At 52.5% G+C, this 21,335-nt stretch carries 22 protein-coding genes; 17 read left to right on the top strand and 5 right to left on the bottom strand.

The window, feature by feature from the left end; genetic code table 11:
- Positions 1-149 precede the first annotated feature (149 nt).
- The 5 genes from M3223_RS20220 to yunB all read left to right on the top strand — a co-directional run bounded on the left by M3223_RS20220 (position 150) and on the right by yunB (position 5,777).
- Positions 150-1,628 (top strand): S-layer homology domain-containing protein, encoded by a 1,479-nt coding sequence (locus tag M3223_RS20220; protein ID WP_251565000.1) that lies wholly within the window; start codon positions 150-152, stop codon positions 1,626-1,628.
- 206 nt (positions 1,629-1,834) lie between these two features.
- Complete coding sequence (locus tag M3223_RS20215; protein WP_435368034.1) at positions 1,835-3,676, top strand: glycoside hydrolase family 13 protein; 1,842 nt, start codon at positions 1,835-1,837, stop codon at positions 3,674-3,676.
- A gap of 129 nt (positions 3,677-3,805) precedes the next feature.
- On the top strand, positions 3,806-4,234 hold the full coding sequence (locus tag M3223_RS20210; RefSeq protein ID WP_251564999.1) for an RrF2 family transcriptional regulator: 429 nt from the start codon (positions 3,806-3,808) through the stop codon (positions 4,232-4,234).
- A 27-nt stretch (positions 4,235-4,261) separates the two neighbouring features.
- Positions 4,262-4,636: a hypothetical protein gene (locus M3223_RS20205; protein ID WP_251564997.1), complete on the top strand. Its 375-nt coding sequence runs from the start codon at positions 4,262-4,264 to the stop codon at positions 4,634-4,636.
- 217 nt (positions 4,637-4,853) lie between these two features.
- Entirely contained in the window at positions 4,854-5,777 is a 924-nt protein-coding gene (gene yunB / locus M3223_RS20200; protein ID WP_251564995.1) for a sporulation protein YunB, read from the top strand.
- A gap of 59 nt (positions 5,778-5,836) precedes the next feature.
- Here the strand turns inward: yunB and M3223_RS20195 are convergent, their stop codons facing one another.
- Positions 5,837-6,862, bottom strand: a complete 1,026-nt coding sequence (locus M3223_RS20195) for a M23 family metallopeptidase (RefSeq protein ID WP_251564993.1) — start codon at positions 6,860-6,862, stop codon at positions 5,837-5,839.
- A 129-nt stretch (positions 6,863-6,991) separates the two neighbouring features.
- Between M3223_RS20195 and lipA the strand changes: the two genes are divergently transcribed.
- Together lipA and M3223_RS20185 are read left to right on the top strand one after the other, a co-directional pair.
- Positions 6,992-7,939 (top strand): lipoyl synthase, encoded by a 948-nt coding sequence (lipA, locus tag M3223_RS20190; RefSeq protein ID WP_353057721.1) that lies wholly within the window; start codon positions 6,992-6,994, stop codon positions 7,937-7,939.
- Positions 7,940-7,971: 32 nt separating this feature from the next.
- Positions 7,972-9,021: a YutD-like domain-containing protein gene (locus tag M3223_RS20185; RefSeq protein WP_251564989.1), complete on the top strand. Its 1,050-nt coding sequence runs from the start codon at positions 7,972-7,974 to the stop codon at positions 9,019-9,021.
- Between the two features lie 64 nt (positions 9,022-9,085).
- On the opposite strand, the gene M3223_RS20180 is transcribed toward M3223_RS20185, so the two are convergent.
- Together M3223_RS20180 and ylbJ are read right to left on the bottom strand one after the other, a co-directional pair.
- Positions 9,086-9,880 (bottom strand): NAD kinase, encoded by a 795-nt coding sequence (locus M3223_RS20180; protein ID WP_251565096.1) that lies wholly within the window; start codon positions 9,878-9,880, stop codon positions 9,086-9,088.
- A gap of 157 nt (positions 9,881-10,037) precedes the next feature.
- On the bottom strand, positions 10,038-11,114 hold the full coding sequence (gene ylbJ / locus M3223_RS20175) for a sporulation integral membrane protein YlbJ (RefSeq protein WP_251564987.1): 1,077 nt from the start codon (positions 11,112-11,114) through the stop codon (positions 10,038-10,040).
- A 459-nt stretch (positions 11,115-11,573) separates the two neighbouring features.
- On the opposite strand from ylbJ, the gene M3223_RS20170 reads away from it, so the two are divergent.
- Complete coding sequence (locus M3223_RS20170; protein ID WP_251564985.1) at positions 11,574-11,969, top strand: globin; 396 nt, start codon at positions 11,574-11,576, stop codon at positions 11,967-11,969.
- A 34-nt stretch (positions 11,970-12,003) separates the two neighbouring features.
- Positions 12,004-12,720, top strand: coding sequence for a DUF2225 domain-containing protein (locus M3223_RS20165; protein WP_251564982.1), 717 nt, complete (start codon positions 12,004-12,006; stop codon positions 12,718-12,720).
- Positions 12,721-12,766: 46 nt separating this feature from the next.
- Here M3223_RS20165 and M3223_RS20160 read toward each other — a convergent pair whose 3' ends face one another.
- The gene (locus M3223_RS20160) at positions 12,767-13,000 is read right to left on the bottom strand and encodes a hypothetical protein (RefSeq protein ID WP_251564980.1); all 234 of its coding nucleotides are present in this window, start codon (positions 12,998-13,000) and stop codon (positions 12,767-12,769) included.
- Complete coding sequence (locus M3223_RS20155; protein ID WP_251564978.1) at positions 12,997-13,209, bottom strand: YycC family protein; 213 nt, start codon at positions 13,207-13,209, stop codon at positions 12,997-12,999. The genes M3223_RS20160 and M3223_RS20155 overlap by 4 nt, the downstream gene beginning before the upstream one ends.
- A gap of 158 nt (positions 13,210-13,367) precedes the next feature.
- Here M3223_RS20155 and M3223_RS20150 point away from each other — a divergent pair, with 158 nt between their 5' ends.
- The 8 genes from M3223_RS20150 to M3223_RS20115 all read left to right on the top strand — a co-directional run bounded on the left by M3223_RS20150 (position 13,368) and on the right by M3223_RS20115 (position 21,323).
- Entirely contained in the window at positions 13,368-15,164 is a 1,797-nt protein-coding gene (locus M3223_RS20150; RefSeq protein ID WP_251564977.1) for a M3 family oligoendopeptidase, read from the top strand.
- Positions 15,165-15,419: 255 nt separating this feature from the next.
- A complete protein-coding gene (fsa, locus tag M3223_RS20145; RefSeq protein WP_251564975.1) occupies positions 15,420-16,079 on the top strand; it encodes a fructose-6-phosphate aldolase in 660 nt (219 codons plus the stop codon).
- Between the two features lie 199 nt (positions 16,080-16,278).
- Positions 16,279-17,433 (top strand): hypothetical protein, encoded by a 1,155-nt coding sequence (locus tag M3223_RS20140; RefSeq protein WP_251564973.1) that lies wholly within the window; start codon positions 16,279-16,281, stop codon positions 17,431-17,433.
- Positions 17,430-18,686 (top strand): CpaF family protein, encoded by a 1,257-nt coding sequence (locus M3223_RS20135; RefSeq protein WP_251564971.1) that lies wholly within the window; start codon positions 17,430-17,432, stop codon positions 18,684-18,686. Before M3223_RS20140 ends, M3223_RS20135 begins: the two co-directional genes overlap by 4 nt.
- The gene (locus M3223_RS20130; protein ID WP_251564969.1) at positions 18,673-19,494 is read left to right on the top strand and encodes a type II secretion system F family protein; all 822 of its coding nucleotides are present in this window, start codon (positions 18,673-18,675) and stop codon (positions 19,492-19,494) included. The genes M3223_RS20135 and M3223_RS20130 overlap by 14 nt, the downstream gene beginning before the upstream one ends.
- A gap of 13 nt (positions 19,495-19,507) precedes the next feature.
- On the top strand, positions 19,508-20,398 hold the full coding sequence (locus tag M3223_RS20125; protein ID WP_251564967.1) for a type II secretion system F family protein: 891 nt from the start codon (positions 19,508-19,510) through the stop codon (positions 20,396-20,398).
- A 48-nt stretch (positions 20,399-20,446) separates the two neighbouring features.
- The gene (locus tag M3223_RS20120) at positions 20,447-20,653 is read left to right on the top strand and encodes a Flp1 family type IVb pilin (RefSeq protein WP_251564965.1); all 207 of its coding nucleotides are present in this window, start codon (positions 20,447-20,449) and stop codon (positions 20,651-20,653) included.
- A gap of 67 nt (positions 20,654-20,720) precedes the next feature.
- A complete protein-coding gene (locus M3223_RS20115; protein WP_251564963.1) occupies positions 20,721-21,323 on the top strand; it encodes a hypothetical protein in 603 nt (200 codons plus the stop codon).
- The last annotated feature ends 12 nt before the right edge of the window (positions 21,324-21,335 follow it).

Here is a 21,335-nt window from a genome sequence, read left to right as displayed (position 1 = left end):
AGCTGCGATGGCAGCTCTTTTTGTTTACACAGCGACTGTCTAATCTATTTTTATTCATAGCGCGTAACGCTCTTCAATCTTTAAAATAGGTTGTCGATAGAATTCGTTGGAAGTTAATTCGTGAAAGAAGAAAGGGGAGATACAAGTTGATGAAAAAAAGATGGTTCGTTATGTTCATGGCTGTACTTCTGGTCTTATCCGGAAGCTCGGCTTATGCAGCGAGCTCGACGCCAAAAACGTCTGCAGACTTCAAAGATCTGAAGGATTTGGACGCGGCGACCAAAGCGAAGTTTGACGCGCTTATTTCGGCTGGTGTATTCAACGGCGTAGCAGAAGGCAACTTTGGGCTGAAGGAAGAAATGAACCGTGCGCAATTTGCCAAGGTAGCGGCGCTTATTTTTGGTTTGGAAGTGGATTCTTCGCTTAAAACGTCCAGCTTTAAAGACGTTCAAGCCGATGACAAGGCGAACGGTTACGCGCTGCCTTTTATCGAGGCTGTCAAAAAAGCAGGCATTACCGAGGGTTATGGTGAAGGAACATTTAATCCTGCGGGCAAGGTGACGAAGGAGCAGCTTGCGACCTTTTTGGTCCGCGGCCTTGGTCAAAAAGATAAAGCCGAAGAAACACCGGGCGTCAAAGATAACACCGTATCAGACTGGGCAAAGGGCTATGTTGCCCTTGCTCTTGAACTAAAGCTGTTGAGCAACGGCGCTGACGGCAAATTCGGCGGAAAATCGAATGCTACGCGGGATCTGCTTGTTGTCGGAGCGTATGAGGCGAAGGAAGTTTATAAAGAAATTCAAGCTTCGCCAACACCGACTCCTACCCCTTCGGCAACGCCAACACCAACGCCGACACCAACGGTAGCACCGACGCTGCCGCCTTGGACGTATCCTACGTCGACGCCGGAAGTGACTCCGACGCCGACACCGACGGCGACACCAACACCAACACCAACGCCGGAAACAGTTGCAAAGCCGGTAGCAAATCCTCCTAGCGGTCAAGTCGTATTGGGAACAGTAATTTCGCTTACTACTGAAACAGTCGGCGCATCGGTTTATTATACACTTGATGGATCAGAGCCAAGTGTTACTGATTCGGTGTACACCAACAACTCAATCGTTATCGTTGCGGACACGACGGTAAAGGCGATTGCTGTAAAGGATGGAATTTCCAGCGAAGTTATGACGGAAATTTATACGGTCTACCCTAGTTTGACTGTTACAGAAGTGACTTACGACACGATCAATGGAGTAGTTATTACATTTAACAATTCCCTTGATGAAAGCACGGTTTTAGTTAAAGGAAATTACATTCTTAATGCTCCAACCATGAACCCATGGGCGCCTATAGTCATACCAATTTTAGAGGTTTCGCTTCTTTCGGACAATCAAGTGAAGCTTGAACTGGGTTCAGAATATGAGGGGCTAGCTCCTGGTGCACTTCTTAATTTGTGGATTTCAGGCGTAAAGGATCTAAACGGAACCCCTATTACGACTACAAAACAATTCTTTAAAGAAGGAATCTCCTTACCACCAGGTGGTCCAGGTATTCCTCCTGTAGGTCCTCCTGTAGGCCCTCCTATAGTTCCACCTGTAGGTCCTCCTATCCCTTGGCCTCCATCCTAATAACCAATCCCACAAAAAGGACACTCCCGGAGTGTCCTTTTTGTCATTTTCAGCATATTTGATAATAACGCTTTATCGTCTTCCCCATACTCCGAAATTGAAGCAGCGGCAAAGGGTTTAACTCTAGCTTTTTGGACCATACTAAATGCTACTAGAGTCGAAAATTCACATGCCACAGGCTGTAGAATATGCTATGATGATGAACAATGATGCGCAAACGTTTGTACAACCTTTGGCGACAGCTGAAACCGTCACGTTTCTCCTTTCGGCCAGATAAGTTTAAGCAAAGGGTGATTACATTGAACACATCGATTCGCTGGTGGAAGGAAGCAACCGCTTACCAAATTTATCCGCGTTCGTTTATGGATAGCAATGGAGACGGAATCGGGGATATTCCGGGCATTATTTCTAAGCTGGATTATTTGAAGGGACTGGGTATCAACCTGATCTGGATCTGTCCAATCTACAAATCTCCTAATGACGATAACGGTTACGATATTTCGGATTACCAGGACATTATGGGTGAATTCGGCACGATGGAGGATTTTGACCGGCTGCTGGAGGAGGTACATGCCCGCGGCATGAAGCTGATTCTTGATTTGGTCATTAATCACACCTCGGATGAGCATCCTTGGTTCATTGAGTCTCGTTCCGGCAAGGACAGCGCCAAAAGGGACTATTACATCTGGCGTGATCCGAATCCGTATACTGGAGCAGAGCCGAACAACTGGGAAAGCATTTTTGGCGGACCCGCATGGGAGTACGATGATAAAACGGGACAGCACTTCATGCACATTTTCTCCCGCAGGCAGCCGGATCTGAACTGGGAAAATCCTGCTGTGCGCCACGAGCTGTATGACATGATTAACTGGTGGCTGGACAAAGGCATCGATGGTTTCCGCGTTGATGCAATCTCCCACATCAAAAAAGTGCCGGGTTTCCCGGATATGCATAATCCGCACGGTCTTGCTTACGTGCCAAGCTTTGACGGCCATATGAACCGTGAAGGTATTCACGATTTTCTGGCCGAGCTGAAGAACGAAACGCTGAGCAAATACCCGGAAGCGGTAACAGTCGGCGAAGCTAACGGCGTATCGGTCGGCGATTCCGAGGCATGGGTCGACGAGCAAAAGGGCGCTTTTAATATGATTTTCCAATTCGAGCATCTCGGGTTGTGGAACAGGAGCCCGGAGGGCGGTCTGGATTTGCACTCCCTTAAATCAACCCTGACCCGCTGGCAAAAAGGTCTGGAAAGCCGCGGCTGGAACGCGCTTTTCCTGGAAAACCACGATCAGCCACGCTCGGTATCCACATGGGGCGATGACGGCCTGTATTGGAAAGAGTCGGCAAAATCGCTAGCGACGATGTTCTTCCTCATGCAAGGAACGCCGTTTATCTATCAAGGGCAGGAGCTGGGCATGACCAACGTGCAGTTCCCGTCCATTGAAGATTACAACGACGTTGCAATTAAAAATATGTACCGTTACGAAACGAAAAACGGCAAGAGCCATGAGGACGTCATGCGCGTCATCTGGAAAACAGGTCGCGACAACTCACGCACACCGATGCAGTGGAGTGCTGAGGAGAACGCCGGCTTTACGACCGGTACGCCATGGCTTAAAGTCAATCCGAACTACACGCATATCAACGTGCAACAAGCTATGGAGGATCCGGACTCCATTTACAACCACTATAAACGGTTAATTCGCCTGCGTGCGGAAAATCAAGCGGCGATCTACGGCGCGTATGATCTTGTGCTGGAGCATCATCACCAAATTTATGCTTATACAAGAACTTATGGCAACGATAAGCTGCTTGTTCTGGCCAATCTTAGCTCCTACGATGCTTCGGCAGGACTGGCCGACGTAATAGCCGGACGCATTACCGAGCTGCTCCTGACGAACTATTTAACGGATGCGGAGGAAACAATCGGCGATTTGACGCTCAAGCCTTACGAAGCCCGTGTGTATCGTCTGGTCAGCGCGGACGTAACGACGGATGCTCCTAAGCCAGCTGTAGACGGATCTTCTGCTGTGGGAAGCCACTAACGAATTAGATAAGAACCTCTGTCGCCTGAAAGGCGGTGGAGGTTCTTTTATATTAAAAGCTGAATGATTGACTCCCACAACTGTAACCATTATAATCACAGTACGACGACAGAGAAAGGGGGCGTGCGCATGAACAGCGAGTTTACGGTTGCCGTCCACAGTCTTGTATATCTAGCCAGCAGGCCGGATCGGATGGCGACGAGCGATGCGATTGCATGCAACGTGAACACCCATCCGTCGCGGATTCGAAAAGTAATGAGTTTGCTTCGCAAAAAAGGATATATCGCGACAAAAGAAGGAATTGGCGGGGGTTACCAGCTAGGCTGCGAACCTGAGGAGGCAACGCTTGCCGATATTTATCGCGCAACCTCAATCGGTTCTATTAAACCCTCATGGTGCTCGGGAAATGAGCAGGGGGAGTGTATGATCGCTTGCCGAATGGCGGCAGTCATGGACGATATTTTTTCGGATACCGAGCATAAAATGCTTCAGCATTTGGAGAGCATGACCATTCGGGATGTACTGGTGAGGATTTGGACAACCGAAAAACAGCCTTAACGGGGCTTACGGGGGAGGACAAGCGGTATGAGTATGGAGACTGGAATGGATAACATCAAAGTGGGCGATTGGGTGAGCGGTGTTACGGTCATGGATGAAAAGTTCATCGGATTCGTCGACGAGGCGGATCAGCCCGGAATCTACCGCATCGTTGTCACGCAAAGCGACCGGGAAAGAATCGTCGGCAAACGCGTCGGGGCCCGTGCTTCCAAAGTCCGCAAGCTGGATGAAAGCAGCACTGCCGGCAGCTCCGATGAAACGGATGTGCTGATTGAGCTTGCATTGATGACCTGGGACGAGTCCTGGTTTCGAGAGCTGATGGAGCTGAAACGCCGATTACCGGAAGAAAAGCTTGAAGAAAGCAAGGCGAAGCTTCCTGTCAACCGAATCCAATTGAATTAATTTAAAATGACGTTAACCGGTTCGCATGCGGACCGGTTTTTTGTTGTGTGTGACGCAGAACAAAGCAGAAAGGGAGCAAATGATCCCTAAACGATGACGACGTAGGCTTCTATGCAGCTCAATTAATAAAGGAATAATGCCTGAAAAGCCGTCTTCTGATCCAAGGCATGGCCGCATAGGATGAAAAGGAAGCCTAGTTGTCCGGGGAGGGAAGCCGATGGCGCGATGGGGAAGACGCCGCATTTCATGGCGGATGCCGGTCCGGCCGGTCAAACGGATGAGACTGACCCGTTCGGCGGGCAGCCGCGGAGGGCAGCAGGGGGCCTGGCGATGGCAGGTCAGAATTCCGCAATGGCGAATGGCGGGAAAAACGGCAGACGCAGCGCAAGATTTCACCCATCCGAAGCGTAGACGCCGACGGGGAAAGCGCTGGAAGCTCATGCTTGCCGCTATTGTGTTTACGCTGCTTGCCGTCAACACTTTCATTTACGTGGAAAAAAAGCTGCAGCCGCCGCTGATGCGGGTAGCGCAGATTAAAGTAAAACAAATTATGACGGAAGCCATCAATAAAGCGATTACCGATCAGGTCGCTTCGGGCACAAAGTTCGAAAATTTAATTGACTGGAAAACAAATTCCAGCGGCAAGATGACCGGTTTTATGATGAATTACAACGAACATATGAAAATAACGGCTCAAACGATTGAGACGGTTCAGGATACGCTGAAGGAAACGGAAAACTTTCGGGAAGGCATCCCGATTGGATTGGCAGTCGGTAGTCCGCTGCTTGCATCGTTTGGTCCTCGCGTTCCGATCCGCTACGAGCCGATTGGGGATGCGAGAGTTGAGCTGAGCACACGGCAAAAGGACGCTGGAATCAATATGATTTTGGTGGAAGTATATATTCGCATTCAGGCCGAGCTGTCAGTCATTATTCCGTTTGACTCGGTATCGGAGAGTGTAGATACGGAAATTCCAATCTCCTATCTGATGGTTGTGGGCGATGTTCCAACGTACTATTACGACGGAAAAGGGCGTCCGGTCGGAGATAGCGCGGGATCGGCTCCAGCGATCTCTCTGCCACCTAACGCGTTGAACGCTCCCGAGACTGGAGGCAACGGAGACGAATCAGGAGGCGAATGACTTTTAATTATAAAAAGGCAAACGGAGCCGGTTCCGTTTGCCTTTTCTCATGTTTACACTTATTTGGCCCGTTTTTTGCGCGCTTTGTAGTCGGATTTTTCCCACTGTCTAAGCAGCGGATATGGATCAAACGCCCATTCAATCATGCCGCGGTCGCGATAAATGCCATAGTGCAGATGCGGCGGGAATTTGCCCGATGTGCCTGGCTTGCCGTAACCGGAGCTGCCAACCCAGCCGATGATTTTGCCGGGCTCGACCGTTTGTCCTGACTTTAACGATTTGTCGAAGCCGGAGAGATGCGCATAATAATGGTAGCGGTTGTCCAAATCACGGATGCCGATGCGCCAGCCTCCGTAGGCGTTCCAGCCCATATTTTCGACGACGCCGTAACAGGTGCTGCGGACAGGAAGGCCGTGATCGGCAAAAATATCGGTGCCCTCATGCGTGCGGTGGCCGCCCCAGCCTCGTGCGGAACCCCAAGTGCTTTTGTACGAATAGTGAGTTCCGACCGGAACCGGAAATGCGCCTTCATCCAGATTCAGCCTGCCGAAGGTGCGATACAGCTGAGAAAATTGATTGACGCGCTGTACGGCGCGCATATTGTGGTAAAACTCCCATACCCCGATCAGAAAATCGTCGGTGGAGGTGCCGTATTTGGCAACGGTCGCGGCTTGACTATAAAGCAGGTCGATATCACTGGACGGAGTGGCCCGGCCATCGCCGTCGCCGTCTTTGCCGATACCTCCAAAAAAATGAATGGACGTCGGATCGCGGTCCTCCTGATCCGGATTTAAAGCTCCGCTCCATTGCTCAGGCGTTACGTAAAGTCCTACCCAGGAACCAAGCTTGGGCCGGGCTTTAGGCCGGGCCTTGCGAATTGTACGCTCGTATTGATCCAATGCTGCAATCTGCTCCCACTCCAGTCCTGTCATTAAAGACAGCCGGTCGTAAGCGGACCGGCGGACTTCCAGCGCGCCGGCTTCCTTGGCCGGTTCCTCTGATTGATTAGGCGCCGCATGGACGGCAGCAGCCGCATTGGTGCTTAACAGCGCTGCTGCGGCAGCCGCGGCGATCCATTTTTTCATCTCACTGCACACCTCCACCGGGAACTTGAGCTTGTTGCTTAGGTTCTGCGTTTGGATTGGTTTTTATCCGAAACATGTTATAATAGAGGACAGCTTTAAGCCTTGTCATTCGATCAATTTTACGCCGATATAGTTGGACCAGCGCAGCAGCGGACCAACCAACAGAAAGCAGGGGATTCAATGAGCACAAGAGCGCCCAAACCCAGGGCACCAAAGCCGGAATGGCTCAAAATTAAATTAACGACCGACGGCAATTACGCCGAGCTTAAAGATATGATGCGTTCCAAGACGCTGCACACCGTATGCGAAGAAGCGCGCTGCCCGAATATTTACGAGTGCTGGGCGAACCGCACGGCGACGTTTATGATTCTTGGCGATATTTGCACCCGCGCTTGCCGGTTCTGCGCTGTCAAAACCGGTCTGCCGACCGAGCTTGATTTGCAAGAGCCGGAGCGCGTCGCTGAAGCGGCGGAGCAGATGGGTCTGCGCCATTGCGTTGTCACTTCCGTAGCAAGGGATGATTTGAAGGACGGCGGCGCTTCAATTTTTGCCGCTACGATTAAAGCTATCCGTAAACGCCTCCCGTTTTGCAGCGTTGAAGTTCTGATCCCGGATTTTATGGGCAACTGGGATGCTCTGCAGGTTGTCATGGATGCAAAGCCCGACATTCTTAACCATAATATTGAGACGGTTGAACGGTTGTCCGACCGCGTCCGCGCTAAAGCAAAGTACCAACGCTCCATGGAGCTGCTTAAACGGGCGAAGGAAATGAATCCTGACATTCCGACGAAGTCGAGCATCATGCTCGGCGTAGGCGAAGAGTACGAAGAAATTATCGCGTCGATGAATGATCTTCGCGCTGTCGACTGCAATATTTTGACGCTTGGACAATATCTCCAGCCGACTCCGAACCATCTAGCGGTTGTTCGCTACGTGCACCCCGACGAGTTCAAACAGTTGAAGGAAGACGGTTTAGCCCGGGGGTTCAGCCATGTAGAGTCCGCCCCGTTGGTGCGAAGCTCGTACCATGCGCATGAGCAGGTCAAATCAGCAGCAGGAGCGGCTTCCGGCGTGTAATCTGCCGCTTCCGCCGTCAGGAGGGCTTCCCGTTGATTTTTGTCGGTACCAGAAAGTATGAGCTTATTTATGAGCATAAAACAGCGTGGAATACCGAGGTGTTCCGGGACCGTTACAGCGATGTGCTGGAGCGTTACGATTATATTTTGGGAGACTGGGGTTATAATCAGCTTCGGCTGAAGGGCTTTTACCGGGACACTCATCCCAAGGCGAACCGGGACACGGCATATTCCAGCATGATGGAATACATTAATGAATATTGCAATTTTGGATGCGCTTATTTCATCATGGAGCTGAAGGAACCGGCCTCAAGCGACCCGGACGCACCTCCTGAGCTACCTGGCGCCGACGATATCGTGATCGTGCCTGGAGTTAGAAGATTCGAGGAGGACAGCTACAGCCGTCCTCCTGCAGCGGATCGCCGCCGGACGGCAGAGGGCCGCTCTTCCGGCGCGAAACGGGATGGCGCGGCTGCGGACGCCGAACGCCGCGATGAAACAGCTGCTGCAGCGGAGACGCAGCAGCAGCCTGGCGCCGGCGAGCGCCGCGCCGCGCAGGGCGGCAGCCGCCGCGAGCAAGCCGGCGGCAAGCGCCAGGGCGCAGCGCCGCAGAGCAGCGGCGGCGCTAAGCGCAGTGATCGCCGCGAGCAGGGCTCGGGCGGCGATAATGCCGCCGCGAAGCGCGGCGAACGGCCGCCGCATGCTTCCGGCGGCGACCGCCGCGAGCGGCGGGAGCGCCGCGAGCAAAGCAGCGGCGCACCGGCGGAGCGCGCGCAGGCGCAGGAGCCGCGCAGCGAGCGCGTCCGCGAGCAAGGCGGCGGCGCGGAGGCGCGCGGCGAGCAGCGCCGCGAGCATAGCGCGGGCGGCCGCCGCGGCAGCGCGCAGCGGCGCGGCGGAGGCCGCCGCGAGGGCGGGCCGGAGCAGAGCCCGGCCGGCCAAGGCGGAGGCGCCGCCGCACAGGGCGGCAGTGGCGAAGCCCGCTCCGGCGGCGCGCCGGAGCAGCGCCAGAGCGGCGGCGGACGGCGCAAGCCGCCGCAGCAAAGCGGTGGCCCGGCAAGCCCGGATTCGCAGCAGGACGAATAATTATAATCGACAAAGCCCCCTCCACCAGAGATGCAAAGGTGAAGGGGGCTTTATTTGCTTCCGTTCAGATGGGCTTGTCCTGCTCGCTGCGTGCCCCTGGCTTGCGGTCGCAATCGTCCATATCAATAAACGCATCACGCACGCGATTCCAGAACGGAAACGGCCGATAGCGGGCGAAGGTCACTTTGGAATCGGCGACGCTGCAGCGAATGGAGCGAATATCCGCTCTCTGAATGCTCAGATGATCAATCGTAAGCAGCAGACGCTGGTCTTTTTTGGAGATCAAGTCGCAATGGTGATGCTGTGGAAGAATAACGGATGAACCGAGCGTCCGGTATACCCTGTTGTTTATAGAGGCGATTTCCGCCAGCTGCAGGGAAGGGATGGACGGATGGATGACTGCGCCGTTCAAGCTTTTGTTGTAGGCGGTGCTGCCTGTCGGCGTGGAAATGACCATCCCGTCTCCGCGGAACATTTCAAACGGCTCATCGTTGATGTTGAGCTGTACGACCAGCGTACCGTCAACGCCTTTCAACGTGAACTCGTTTAGCGCCAAGTACCCTGTTGTGCCTTCCGGCGTCTCCAGCTCAATTTGTGCCAATGGATAATGAACCAGCTTCGGCTGATTTTCCGCCATCATCCGAACCAGCTCTTCCAGCTCGTTCGCCTGCCAATCCGCATAAAATCCGAGATGTCCCGTATGTACGCCAACAAATGAGATTTCATTGATCCGTTCCAAATAAGTATGAAAGGCATGCAGCAAAGTGCCGTCTCCGCCAATTGAAATGACAGTGTCCGGTCTTTGGTCGTTACGGATGAATCCGCGATCGGCCGCCAGCCGGTGAAACTGCTCCGTCATTTCGTTGGACAGCCGGTCGCCTCTGCTCAATACCACATAGTTTAACAACGCAGGTGCTCCTTCCGAATTCAATCAGGATACCCTGATGATAGCGGAAAATAAAAATGAACACAATGTGCAAGGCGGACGAACTGTCTGCGGCTTATGTCTCTTTGTCTTAAACTGGCCCAATCCAGCCCCATAATACATAAACAAGTGCCGCAGCCAGCAAGCCATGAATGAAACGGGCAATCAGAAACGGGCGATAGCGCATGCCAGTATGGCTAAGCAAGCTGGCGACCTGCGCATGGACCGATAACCCCGCCCAACTGAGCACCCATGCGGCCAAAGCTGTCTGGTGCATGAGCGGAACGCCAGCTTCGGAAGAGGTTTTTGCGCCAAGCGTCACTTCGAACAAACCGTTCATAATGGCTCCGGCGGATGCCGGAGATCCTCCCAGCGCTTGAAACAGCATTCCAAGCAGCTGTTCAAGGATGACAAGTCCGCCCGTTTGACGCAGCAGCTCCATGATGACGGAAAATAAAACGACAAGGCCGCCAACGACAACCATCAGCTTCAACCCGGATTGAATGGCATCCCGAATCAAAATGCTGAACGGCCGCCCGTCTAGGAGCCTGGCTTCATGCATGGCTTTTAATGCAGACGCCAAACCTCGTGGATTGCGGGTTCGCCCTTGTGTTTTGCGTCCCTCCTGTACGGTGTCGCCTCCGGTGTGCCGTAATCCGTGAAATCTCATCAATAGTCCGACAATGATGCTTCCCCCGTAATGGGCGGCTGCCAGTAAGGGAGCGATAGCCGGATGATGAAAAAAACCGACCGATACGGCACCGATTAAAAAGATCGGATCTGACGTTGTGGTGATAGCAACGAGCCGTTCTCCTTCGTCTCGGTTTATCAGCCTTTGGTCCCATAGCTGAGAGGTCAGCCTTGCTCCAACGGGATAGCCGGATAGGAATCCCATAGCGAGCACAAAGCCGCCGCTGCCGGGAATGCGAAAGATCGGGCGCATGAACGGGTCAAGCAGTCTGCCGGCAAAATGAACGATACCAAGTCCAAGCATCAGCTCGGAAAGAACAAAAAACGGAAACAGCGCCGGGAATAGAACCTCCCACCAGATGGAGAGACCCTTCAACGAGGATTCCAGTACTGGCGCGGGAAAAAGGGCCATCAGCAGCATGAGCAGAGCGGCAATGAGGGCCGTCAAAGTCGAGGGATGCAGCAGCGACCTCAGCATAATCGAAAGCTCACCTTCCTGTTGGCCGTAGTTGTTTTGCCTATATAAACAGCCTATGAGACAGGCTTGAAAATCAGAAGAGGGGACTATTATCAGAAAAATCACAAAAATTAAATATTTTTAGAAAACGCTTGCAAAAAGGGGTGGCTTTCCTCGGTCTTTATGGTACAATAGCATTACTCTAAACGTTTGGAGTGATGAGAATGAGTGTTGTCGCAGGCATTTTGGTATGTGCTTTTGTGTATGTGATTCGCGAGTCCCTCATGGCTCCTGGTGAAGAAGATTACGAAAGCTGACCTATAACTTAGACCATATCCCAGAAATGCCCGCGTAGCGGGCATTTTTTTCGTTATGATACAATTTAAGGAGATCCATGTTTAATATTTCATGCAGGATTGTCTAAGTAATAGGACTATATTCTTAGATCGTTAGAACTAATAAATGGAGGTTGTTTTACCGATGAATAATTCGAGTAGTCCTTATGAGCTAATGGGTGGAGCCGAGACGATTCACCGTCTCGTGCATGCTTTTTATCCGAGGGTGGTCGAAAACGAGCTGTTAGCTCCACTGTTTCAAAGAGACATCGCCCCGGTTATGGAAAAGCAAATCCAGTTTCTGACCCAATTTTTCGGAGGTCCTTCGCTCTTTTCCGACCAGCATGGGCATCCGATGATGAGAGCCCGGCATCTGCCCTTTCCCATCACGACGGAGCACGCTGCCGCTTGGCTGGATTGCATGGATGGGGCGGCGCAGGAGATTGGCATGCCGGAGGATCTAAGGACCTTTGTTATCAACCGCCTAAGCGGACCGGCCTACCACTTTGTCAATACAGACCTTGAGGGCCGGAACGAGTAGAGCAACATTCTGGTAATCGGGGAGTTGATTCGCAGTGGAACCATTGTATGAAATCGAAGTCACTTGTCCTTGCTGCGAGAGCCCGTTTCCAACCTCGCGCGTTCGTTCCAGCTTCAAACGGGCGATTGCCGTTGACACGGATTTTTGCGGCTACTACAAGGATGGAGCCAATGCGGATTTTTATGTTGTGAGAGTATGTCCCGAATGCGGATTTGCTTCGACGGAGAACAGCACCCGCCATTTGCGGCCGGATCAGAAACAGGCATATTACCAAGCAATTGGGAATGAGTGGAAGTCCCGCAGTTATGCTGGGTCCAGAACGAGGGAGCAGGCGATAGCTTGTTACAAGCTCGCGCTCATGACTGCCCAAGCGATCGGCGAAAAGGAAAGACTCGTCGCTGGACTGCTGCATCATATTGCCTGGCTGCACCGCTATGGAGGCGAAGCAGAGCAGGAACGGCGCTTTATGAAATTTGCGCTAGATGCGTATCAGTCGGTTTTTGAGCATGAGCATGTGGATAACGATGCCAAGCTGATGTATTTGATCGGGGAGCTTTATCGGAGGCTGGATGACCGGAAGGAAGCGGTACGCTGGTTCTCTCGCGTTGTACACGACAACTCCATTATGGATGCCGGGATGATTCAAGCGAGCCGGAGGCAATGGCAGTTAATTCGGGAGCAGTCGAACGAAATGCCGGAGTGGGCGATGGCTGCGGGGGATGGGAGTTCCTCCGAGCTTGGCTTTAGATAAGTAAAGAGGGAACTTGCCGTTGATGGCAGGTTCCCTCTTTTGCTGATTACAGTTGGCGGACCGGGGTGTCCAAAAGCAAATAATCCTGATCGGAATCAAGTACGGTAACTCTGCTGTGGCAGCAAGGGAACACAAGCAGTCTTTTGGCGCCATTGCCGATATCGTTAAGATCGCCCGGTTTCAGCGGCAGCAGCACATGCTCTTTTTTGCAGAAAGGGCAGGAAGCGAACAAATCCTTCATTTCCACATCATAGGGCCAAGCTCGTTCAAACGGAATCACGACGGATCTCCCGGCTTCCGATCGTTAGTTGAATCCGCGCTGCCCTCATTAACTGTCGGCTCATTCGAATCCGGCATGGTGCGGGCCAGCTCGGCCATCTTTTGCAGCAAAATATGACGCGGCATATGCATGAGATGCTCCAGCGGCACGTTTAGCTCTTTTGCCAGCCGGACCGCGGTATCAGCGGATATTTGAAGCGGTCTGGACATGATATATAACCTCCTTGCCTTTTCGCGGCAGTCCGGCACAGTGCGGACATGCAGCATCGCAAGCTATAATGGTAGCATACAACGGCCGTACCTGCGATGCAATTGGAGCATTGCTTTTTTGTGTACATAACCCGGCCGGGAAGAGAGGATACGATACGATGTCTACTTCTGTCTACCCGATGAACTGGAACTTAGAGGTTTTTTTCCCTGGCGGCGCCGCATCGCCGGAATTAAACCGCGAGCTGGAAGCGTTAAAAAAAGATCTTGCCCGGCTTAGACAAGAATTGACCGGTGCTTCCGGCTCTGAAGGAGTGCCTGGAGCTAGACCGGAGCAGCTCGACCGATGGACGGAGGCGTTTCAATCCATCGCTGACCGATTGGGGCAAGTAGACAGCTTTGCGGGATGTCTGCTGGCTCAAAATGTACGAGATACGGCGGCAGCTCAACTGAACGGACAAGTTCAGTCGATGCGGGCGGAATACTCGATCGCGATGACGCGATTTGAAGACCTGATCAGCCGTACGCCGGACTCCATCTGGGATGGATGGGTGCAGAACTCCCCGGTTCGTTTTTATTTGAATGAGCTGCGGCAAAACGCCAAGGAGAAGCTGAGTCCTGAACTGGAAGCGTTTGCGGCCGATCTTGCCGTTGACGGTTATCATGGATGGGGCAATCTTTACAACACAATCGTTTCGCGAGCAAAATTCCGGGCTAAAAATAAGGATGGACAGGAAGAGCTGCTTTCTGCCGGACAAATGTATAATCGTTTAAGCGATGCGGACCGGAGCGTACGCGCCGAGGCGTTTACCGAATGGGAGCGGGAATGGTCCGAGCATGCCCAGCTGTGCGCCGATGCTCTTAATCATATCGCTGGTTTCCGTCTGAAGCTATACGACCGCCGGGGCTGGAACAGCGTTCTTAAAGAACCGCTCAAGATGAATCGGATGAGCCAAGCTACACTGGATGCAATGTGGGCTGCGATCAATGACGGCAAACAAGAGCTGGTACGCTATTTTGAACGCAAGGCGAAGCTGCTTGGCGTAGAGAAGCTGGACTGGCACGACATTACGGCTCCGCTTGGCTCCGTCTCCAAAAAGCTCAGCTATGACGATGCATGTAAACTAATCATTGAGCAATTTCAAGGCTTTGATCCAAAGCTGGCTCGATTTACGGAAATGGCCTTTAAGGAACAATGGATCGAGGCCGAGGACCGGCCTGGCAAACGTCCCGGCGGCTTCTGCACCACGTTCCCCGTGAACGGGGAGACACGGATTTTCATGACCTACTCCGGCACGGTGGATAATGTCTCAACGCTTGCCCATGAGCTGGGACATGCCTATCACAGCTACGTGATGGAGGATCTGCCTTCGTTTTCGAAGCATTACGCAATGAATGTTGCCGAAACAGCTTCGACATTTGCGGAAATAATCGTTGCTCAGTCCCAACTGGAACAGGCGGAATCCAAAGAAGAAAAAATCGCTTTGCTGGAGCTGAAAATCCAGAATGCGGTGGCGTTTTATATGAACATCCATGCGCGTTTACTGTTTGAACTGAGCTTTTACGAGGAGCGGCGCAACGGCGAAGTATCCGTGGAACGGCTGAATGAGCTGATGACAGCTGCGCAGCGCGAGGCGTACAGCGGCGTTCTTGGAGAAGCCCATCCGCATTTCTGGGCAGCCAAGCTGCATTTCTTTTTTACGGATGTGCCATTCTATAACTTCCCGTATACATTCGGTTATATGTTCAGCGCCGGAATATACGCTCGCGCTAAAGAGGCCGGATCCGAATTTGCTGGGCAGTACGTCAATCTGCTTCGGGATACCGGCAGCATGACGGTTGAGGAGCTCGCTTTGAAGCATATGGGAGTCAACCTGCAGCAAAAGGGCTTTTGGGAAAGCGCGGTTGCGATGAGCAGTGAGGATATTCGTCAATTTTTGGAGCTGACGGAGAACTGAGTTAATTCATTTAAGCTTGGCGGAGGGGCATTGCCGGAAGGTGATGTCCCTCACTGCTCTAAAATAATTCATGAATATTAGTCGGAATATTCGGTTATTATGGCGTTATTGCCTGTTAAAGATCGAATGTGTTTTGAATGAAGATTCCATAAAGAGCCTTGTAACCCGTCTCTTTTCAGAGTATTCTGACGTCACGAACAATTGCTTTAACAGTATTTCCTAGGAAATGATATGAAAATCAGGGAGGATAACAAAATGAAATTTTTCTTGGATACAGCCAATGTGGAAGAAATTAAACGAATCGCCAAGCTTGGCCTTGTTGACGGCGTAACGACAAATCCGACGCTTGTCGCCAAAGAAGGACGAGTATTCAAAGAAGTTGTCCAAGAGATTTGCAGTATTGTTTCCGGGCCTGTCAGCGCAGAAGTAACCGGTACAACAAGTGAGGAAATGCTGAAGGAAGCACTGGAGATTGCGGAGTGGGCGCCGAATGTAGTCATTAAGGTTCCGCTTACGGAGGAAGGACTATACGCAACACATGCTCTTTCGCAAAAAGGGATTAAAACAAACGTAACTCTCGTATTTTCGGCCGCTCAAGGTTTGATGGCTGCTAAAGCTGGCGCTACCTATATCAGCCCCTTCGTTGGCAGACTTGACGATATCGGCATGAACGGCATGGATCTGGTACGCGATCTGTCGGCTATCATTCGCAACTACGGTTATTCCACTGAAATTATCGTCGCGAGCGTACGTAATCTGGAGCATGTAAAAGAAGCCGCGATTGCCGGCGCTCATATCGCCACCATTCCAGGCTCGCTGCTGCCAAGCCTGTGGAAACATCCGCTTACGGATATCGGCATTGAGCGGTTTACAAGCGATTGGAATAAAATGCAGGCGGAATTAGCAAAAGGTTGATAGATTAATTTTTGATTATCGATATAAATGTACCGGAGTTTGATGATAAGGATTTTATTACCAAAAAGTCATTGACCTCGGTGGAAACCCGTGATATATTCAAACCAAATTATGAATTGAACTTGCGGAAGCACCGCAAACAGGCAGATTAACTGCCCGTTTGCGGTGCTTTTTTGCGTTCTGGAAAGGAGGTTTAAACATGTCCAGGCTGGATTTAATCGTGGCTGCGGCGGAGAGCGAATATGTCAGGAGGCTTTCCGAGTTTGCCCGGAATTCTTCCTTCGGCAAGCGTTGGCGGATTACGTCCTGCACAAGCGGAGATTCGTTGCGGCATTATTTGAAAGGCGGATATCCGGTTCATGTTTTGTTGGCTCAGCCAGCGCTGCTGAAGGAAGCGGGAGAGCTCCCTGAACATCTCGTCATCGCTGCATTAGTCCGGCGAAAGGGTGAAGGAGGCGGATTTAGCGAGCTGCTGCAATATCAGCCGCTCCCGGAGCTGCTTTCTGGAATCGAGGCTGTTCAGGCGGGAGGAACAAGAGAGGGGCTTGATCTGGACGGAAGTTCAGCTGTTGTTTCGATATGCAGCGCCGTGGGAGGTGTAGGTAAAACAATTTGTTCGTTGTGGCTTGCCCGCTTGGCGGCGGAGCGAGGGATGAGAGTGCTCTATTTGAACCTGGAGCATTATCACTCGGCAGAATGCCATCTTCGTTCGGCAGGGGAGGCGAGCGAGGAGGGCGGTTTCGAAGCGCTTTTATATGCAGTCAAGTCAGGCAAGCAGAATATCGGGACTCAAATTGCTCAACTGCGCAAATATAGCAGAAGGATGAAAGTGGATTACATCGGAGAGCCTTCAAATTCGGAAGAGCGTGCGGCGATGACAGGCAAGGATGCGCATCAGCTGCTGCAAGCATTGGCGGAATCCCGTTTATACGACCTGATAATTGCAGATCTGGACAGCATTATGGATGATGCGTCCGCCGCAGTATGGTCGCGCAGCGATGCGATCTGCTGGCTGTCGGAGGCTGCGCCTTCTTCAAGCCATAAGTCCAGGCTGGCTCTGCAAGATATGTCGCGTCGCTATCCAGAGACGATGGAGAAGGCTCACAATAAACTCATCTATTTGTGCAGCCAATGCCGGCAGCCTATTGAAGTTGAGCATGGGGAAAACGGAGCCGCACTTTCCGAGGAGGGCACCTCATTGTTCGAATCCGACCGCTTGCCGTTTACTGCACATATTCCTTATGCGCCTGGTCTAGAAATTGCGCCGGATGCGCCTCCTTCCTATATCCGAGCTGTAGGTCAGCTGCTCTGCCGCCTCTTTGGACCTGAACCAGCCCATGGAGGCAGAGCGTGAGCGGGGAAGCCGTTTTGCAGCCATCGGATGAAAAACTTGTTTGGGAGTTGAGGGAGCAACTGCGTCGAGCCCTTCAGACAAGCGTTGAAATCAGTGACGAAGAGCTGCTGCAGACGGTGGAGAACGTTGTAGAGGACCGGCTCGGAAGCCGGGGCGTAACCTCCTCCACTCGGCTCAGGCTTGTCAGGCAGCTGTATCATTCCTTTCGCGGGCTTGATGTATTGCAGCCGCTGTTAGAGGACGACTCCATCACGGAGATTATGATTAATGGACATGAGACGTTGTTCGTCGAACGTGCCGGCAGGATCGAGCAGCTTGATGAACGCTTCGAAAGCCGGGAGCGGCTGGAGGACTTGATCCAGTCTATCGTTGCAGAGATCAATCGGGCCGTGAATGAAGCCGCGCCAATTGTGGACGCCAGGCTGGCGGACGGCTCAAGGGTACATATCGTGCTGCCCCCTGCTTCTTTATCAGGGCCGGTCGTTACGATACGGAAGTTTCCTAAGCGGCCGCTGTTAATGGCAGACCTTGTCGGCACCGGCTGTTTGACTGATGAAGCAGCGGAATTTTTAAAAAAGCTGGTCCATGCCGGTTATAACATTTTTATTAGCGGAGGAACAGGAAGCGGAAAAACGACATTTTTGAATGCACTTTCCCGGTTTATTCCTGCAGATGAACGGGTCGTTACGGTGGAGGATTCCGCAGAGCTGCAATTGAACGTTCCTAATCTGGTCCGGCTGGAAACCCGTAATGCCAATTCGGAAGGTAAGGGCGAGCTGTCGATGCGCCAGCTGATTCGAGCTTCGCTGCGGATGAGGCCTAACCGGATTATTGTCGGTGAGGTCAGGGGATCGGAGGCGGCGGATATGCTGGCGGCGATGAACACCGGCCATGATGGATCTATCAGTACGGGGCATTCAAACAGCGCCCGGGACATGCTGAGCCGCTTGGAAACGATGGTTCTTGGCGCATCGGACATTCCGATTCCGGCTGTTCGGCAGCAGATCAGTTCGGCCGTTGACGTCATTGTTCATCTGTCGAGAATGAGGGATTATTCCCGCAAGGTTCTGGAAATTTCTCAGCTTACCGGTATGAGAGACGGGGAGATTGAATTGGAGCCGCTTTTTCAATTTGAGCATAGCATCGATGGAAGGGCATGTCTGCGGCGTACCGGCAGCGAGTTGATCCGGCAGGATAAATGGCTGCGCGCAGGGTTTAAGACTGTGAAGGAGCATGCCGATGCGGTTGATTGAATCGAAGCTAGCAGGGCTGGGGTGGCCGAGCAAAGAGGCAAATGATCTCAAGGAATCGCGTTATGGAACGGACTACCAGGAGTTTCAATTGAGCCGGGCTCAGTTCCTCGCTGCGTTTGGGGCTGGCGCCGGAGTGCTGTTCACAGCTTTTTATCTGTTTTATCTCAATGTGCCTGCGGCTCTTGTATTGTCATTGCTGGCGCTGCGGACGCCAAATCTGTACCGGAATTATGCACGCAGGCGCAGGCAGGAAAGGCTCAAGCTTCATTTCAAAGAGATGTTATTTTCCTTAACCTCCTCGCTGGCGGCCGGCCGCTCCGTTGAAAATGCGCTGTTTGCCTCGCTTGACGATCTGAAGCTGATGTATCCCGGTTCCAGAACAGATCTCATGGATGAGCTGGAGCGAATTCGCCATCGCTGCGCTAACGGGGAGACGCTGGAATCCGGTTTGATGGACTTTGCGCTTAGATCGGGTGTTGACGAGATCCGGCAGTTCACGGATGTGTTTACCATTTGCAAGCGCACTGGCGGCGATCTGGTGGAAATTATCCGCAGATCCTCGCAGCAGATCGGGGAGCGGATAGAGGTCAATCAAGAGATTGATGTGTTGATCGCGCGAAAAAGGTTTGAGTCCCGCATTATGCTGATGGTGCCCTTTCTTTTTTTGGGCTTTCTGCATGCGGCAGCCCCCGATTATATGGCGCCGCTTTATGCCAGTGCTATCGGTTACGCGCTGCTTACGATTGCGCTGATCCTGTTCGCGTTCTGCGCATGGGTAATGATGAAGATGATGAATATACGGCTGTGAAGGGGGCACTGCGATGGTGATGTCTGCGGCAGCCGCAGCTATGGCACTGGCGTGGATTGGCGTACTGGCTGCAGGCTATGGCTGGAAAGAAGCTGTGCGCCTTGGAATAAGTGCTTCTACGGGGCTTGGCAGAGAGGGATTTCTCAGAACGTTTGCAGCAGAACCGGTTGTGCGGATTTTTGAACAAAGAGGAATCCCGCAGCTTTTGGATGAGGCGCTGATTCTGCTGCATGCAAAGGCTGCGCCCCTTAAAGGCGATAAGTGGACGTCAAGGGACACACGGCTGTTTGCTGCAGGCGCTGCGGGCTGCGGTTATTGGGCAGCGGCGGCAGGGCTGTTGATTGCCGGGTTGTCGGAAGAACCGGGTATTGCCTGGGCTGCGCTCGTATGCGGGCTGCTTTTTCCGTTAGGGCGTTTTCGTGAGCTGCAGCAGCAGGCGTTAAGACGCAAACAGGAGATGCTGCTCGCGCTGCCCGAGCTGATTGGCAAGCTGACCTTGCTTGTCGGCGCTGGTGAGACGGTGCAGAAGGCGTTGATGCGCTGCGCAGGCGGCGGAGGCGGATTGGCAAGAACGGACCCTTTACATGCCGAATTGGCTCAAGCGCTGCAAGCAATAACAAACGGACAGTCTTTCAGCGCCGCAATGGAATCGTTCAGCAGACGCTGCGCGGTTCAGGAGGTTTCGGTATTTACGACGGTTCTGCTGCTCAACTATCGGCGTGGCGGCGATCAGCTTTCGCTTTCTTTGCGGGAGATATCCCTGCCGCTGTGGGATAAAAGACGAAGCACGGCGCGGGCGCGCGGCGAGGAGGCTTCCTCTAAGCTCGTTTTTCCTCTGACCGGGATTTTTTTTATTCTGATGGTGCTGGTAGGAGCGCCGGCAATGCTGATGATGAACGGCTGAGAGCTTTTTGAAACTCATAATGAAAGAGGATGAAGGGGGATATATGAAATGAACCGGATGCTGTTATTAGGGATGAAAACAAGAAGAGCAATGCGCCGTTTTTCCAAATCGGAGGAGGGGCTTGGCACGCTGGAAATTATTTTAATTATTGCAGTTATTATCATCATTGCCTTGTTATTCAAAGATTGGATCGTTGATCTGGTCAAAAACCTGATGGGTAAAGCGGATGATCAAGCAAACACGATTTTTGAATAACTGCGGCCATTTATGGCGAAGGCTTCTCCAGAATGATCAGGGGAGCCACACGTTAGAGGCGGTTTCAGTGTTTCCGCTGCTGATGGCTGTCACGCTAACCTGGCTTATTTCAGCGCTGATTCTTTTTCAAGGCGGAGTTGTACAGAGCGCTGCTGCAAGAGCGGCTGAAGCGGCTGTATTTCTTTGGGACAATAGCAAACGAGGCGATTCCGGGCTGCCGCCCGCTGGCGAGGATGACGGGCTGTATTGGAGACTTGCTGAGGACAGTCTGCTTCACGGGCTGCTCAGCTCTGTCCAAACGGCCAACGAGGATTCTGAAGCGGCATTGGTATCTCTTCCTGTCAGCGGCAAGGAAGCTGGCTCGCTTGCCGAGAGCAAGCTGAGCAAGTCCGCGCATCGGCTGTCGCCTCAGCTTCGGGGGCAGCTGACCTATCGTCGGGAAACGCTGAGCCGCCGAGCCGAAGCGGCACTGAAGCTCCCGTTTTCGCTGCCGGGCAGCAACGGAAGTCTGGCGCAAGTAACAGCTTCCGCAGCTGTTATAGATCCCGTGGAATTCATTCGGTCGGTCGATCTGGTTCGCTATTATACCGCCAAATTCCAAGCTTCGAGAGAAATCAATGCGGCTTCGGCTGGAAAGGCGCTGACAGATTATGCCTCGGGCAGGCCGTGAACGAGAACGGAA

This window comes from Paenibacillus pasadenensis (assembly GCF_023715725.1).
Lineage (GTDB): Bacteria > Bacillota > Bacilli > Paenibacillales > Paenibacillaceae > Paenibacillus_O > Paenibacillus_O pasadenensis_A.
Note: the sequence above shows the minus strand (reverse complement) of the source record. Positions and strands in the feature narration are given on the sequence as shown.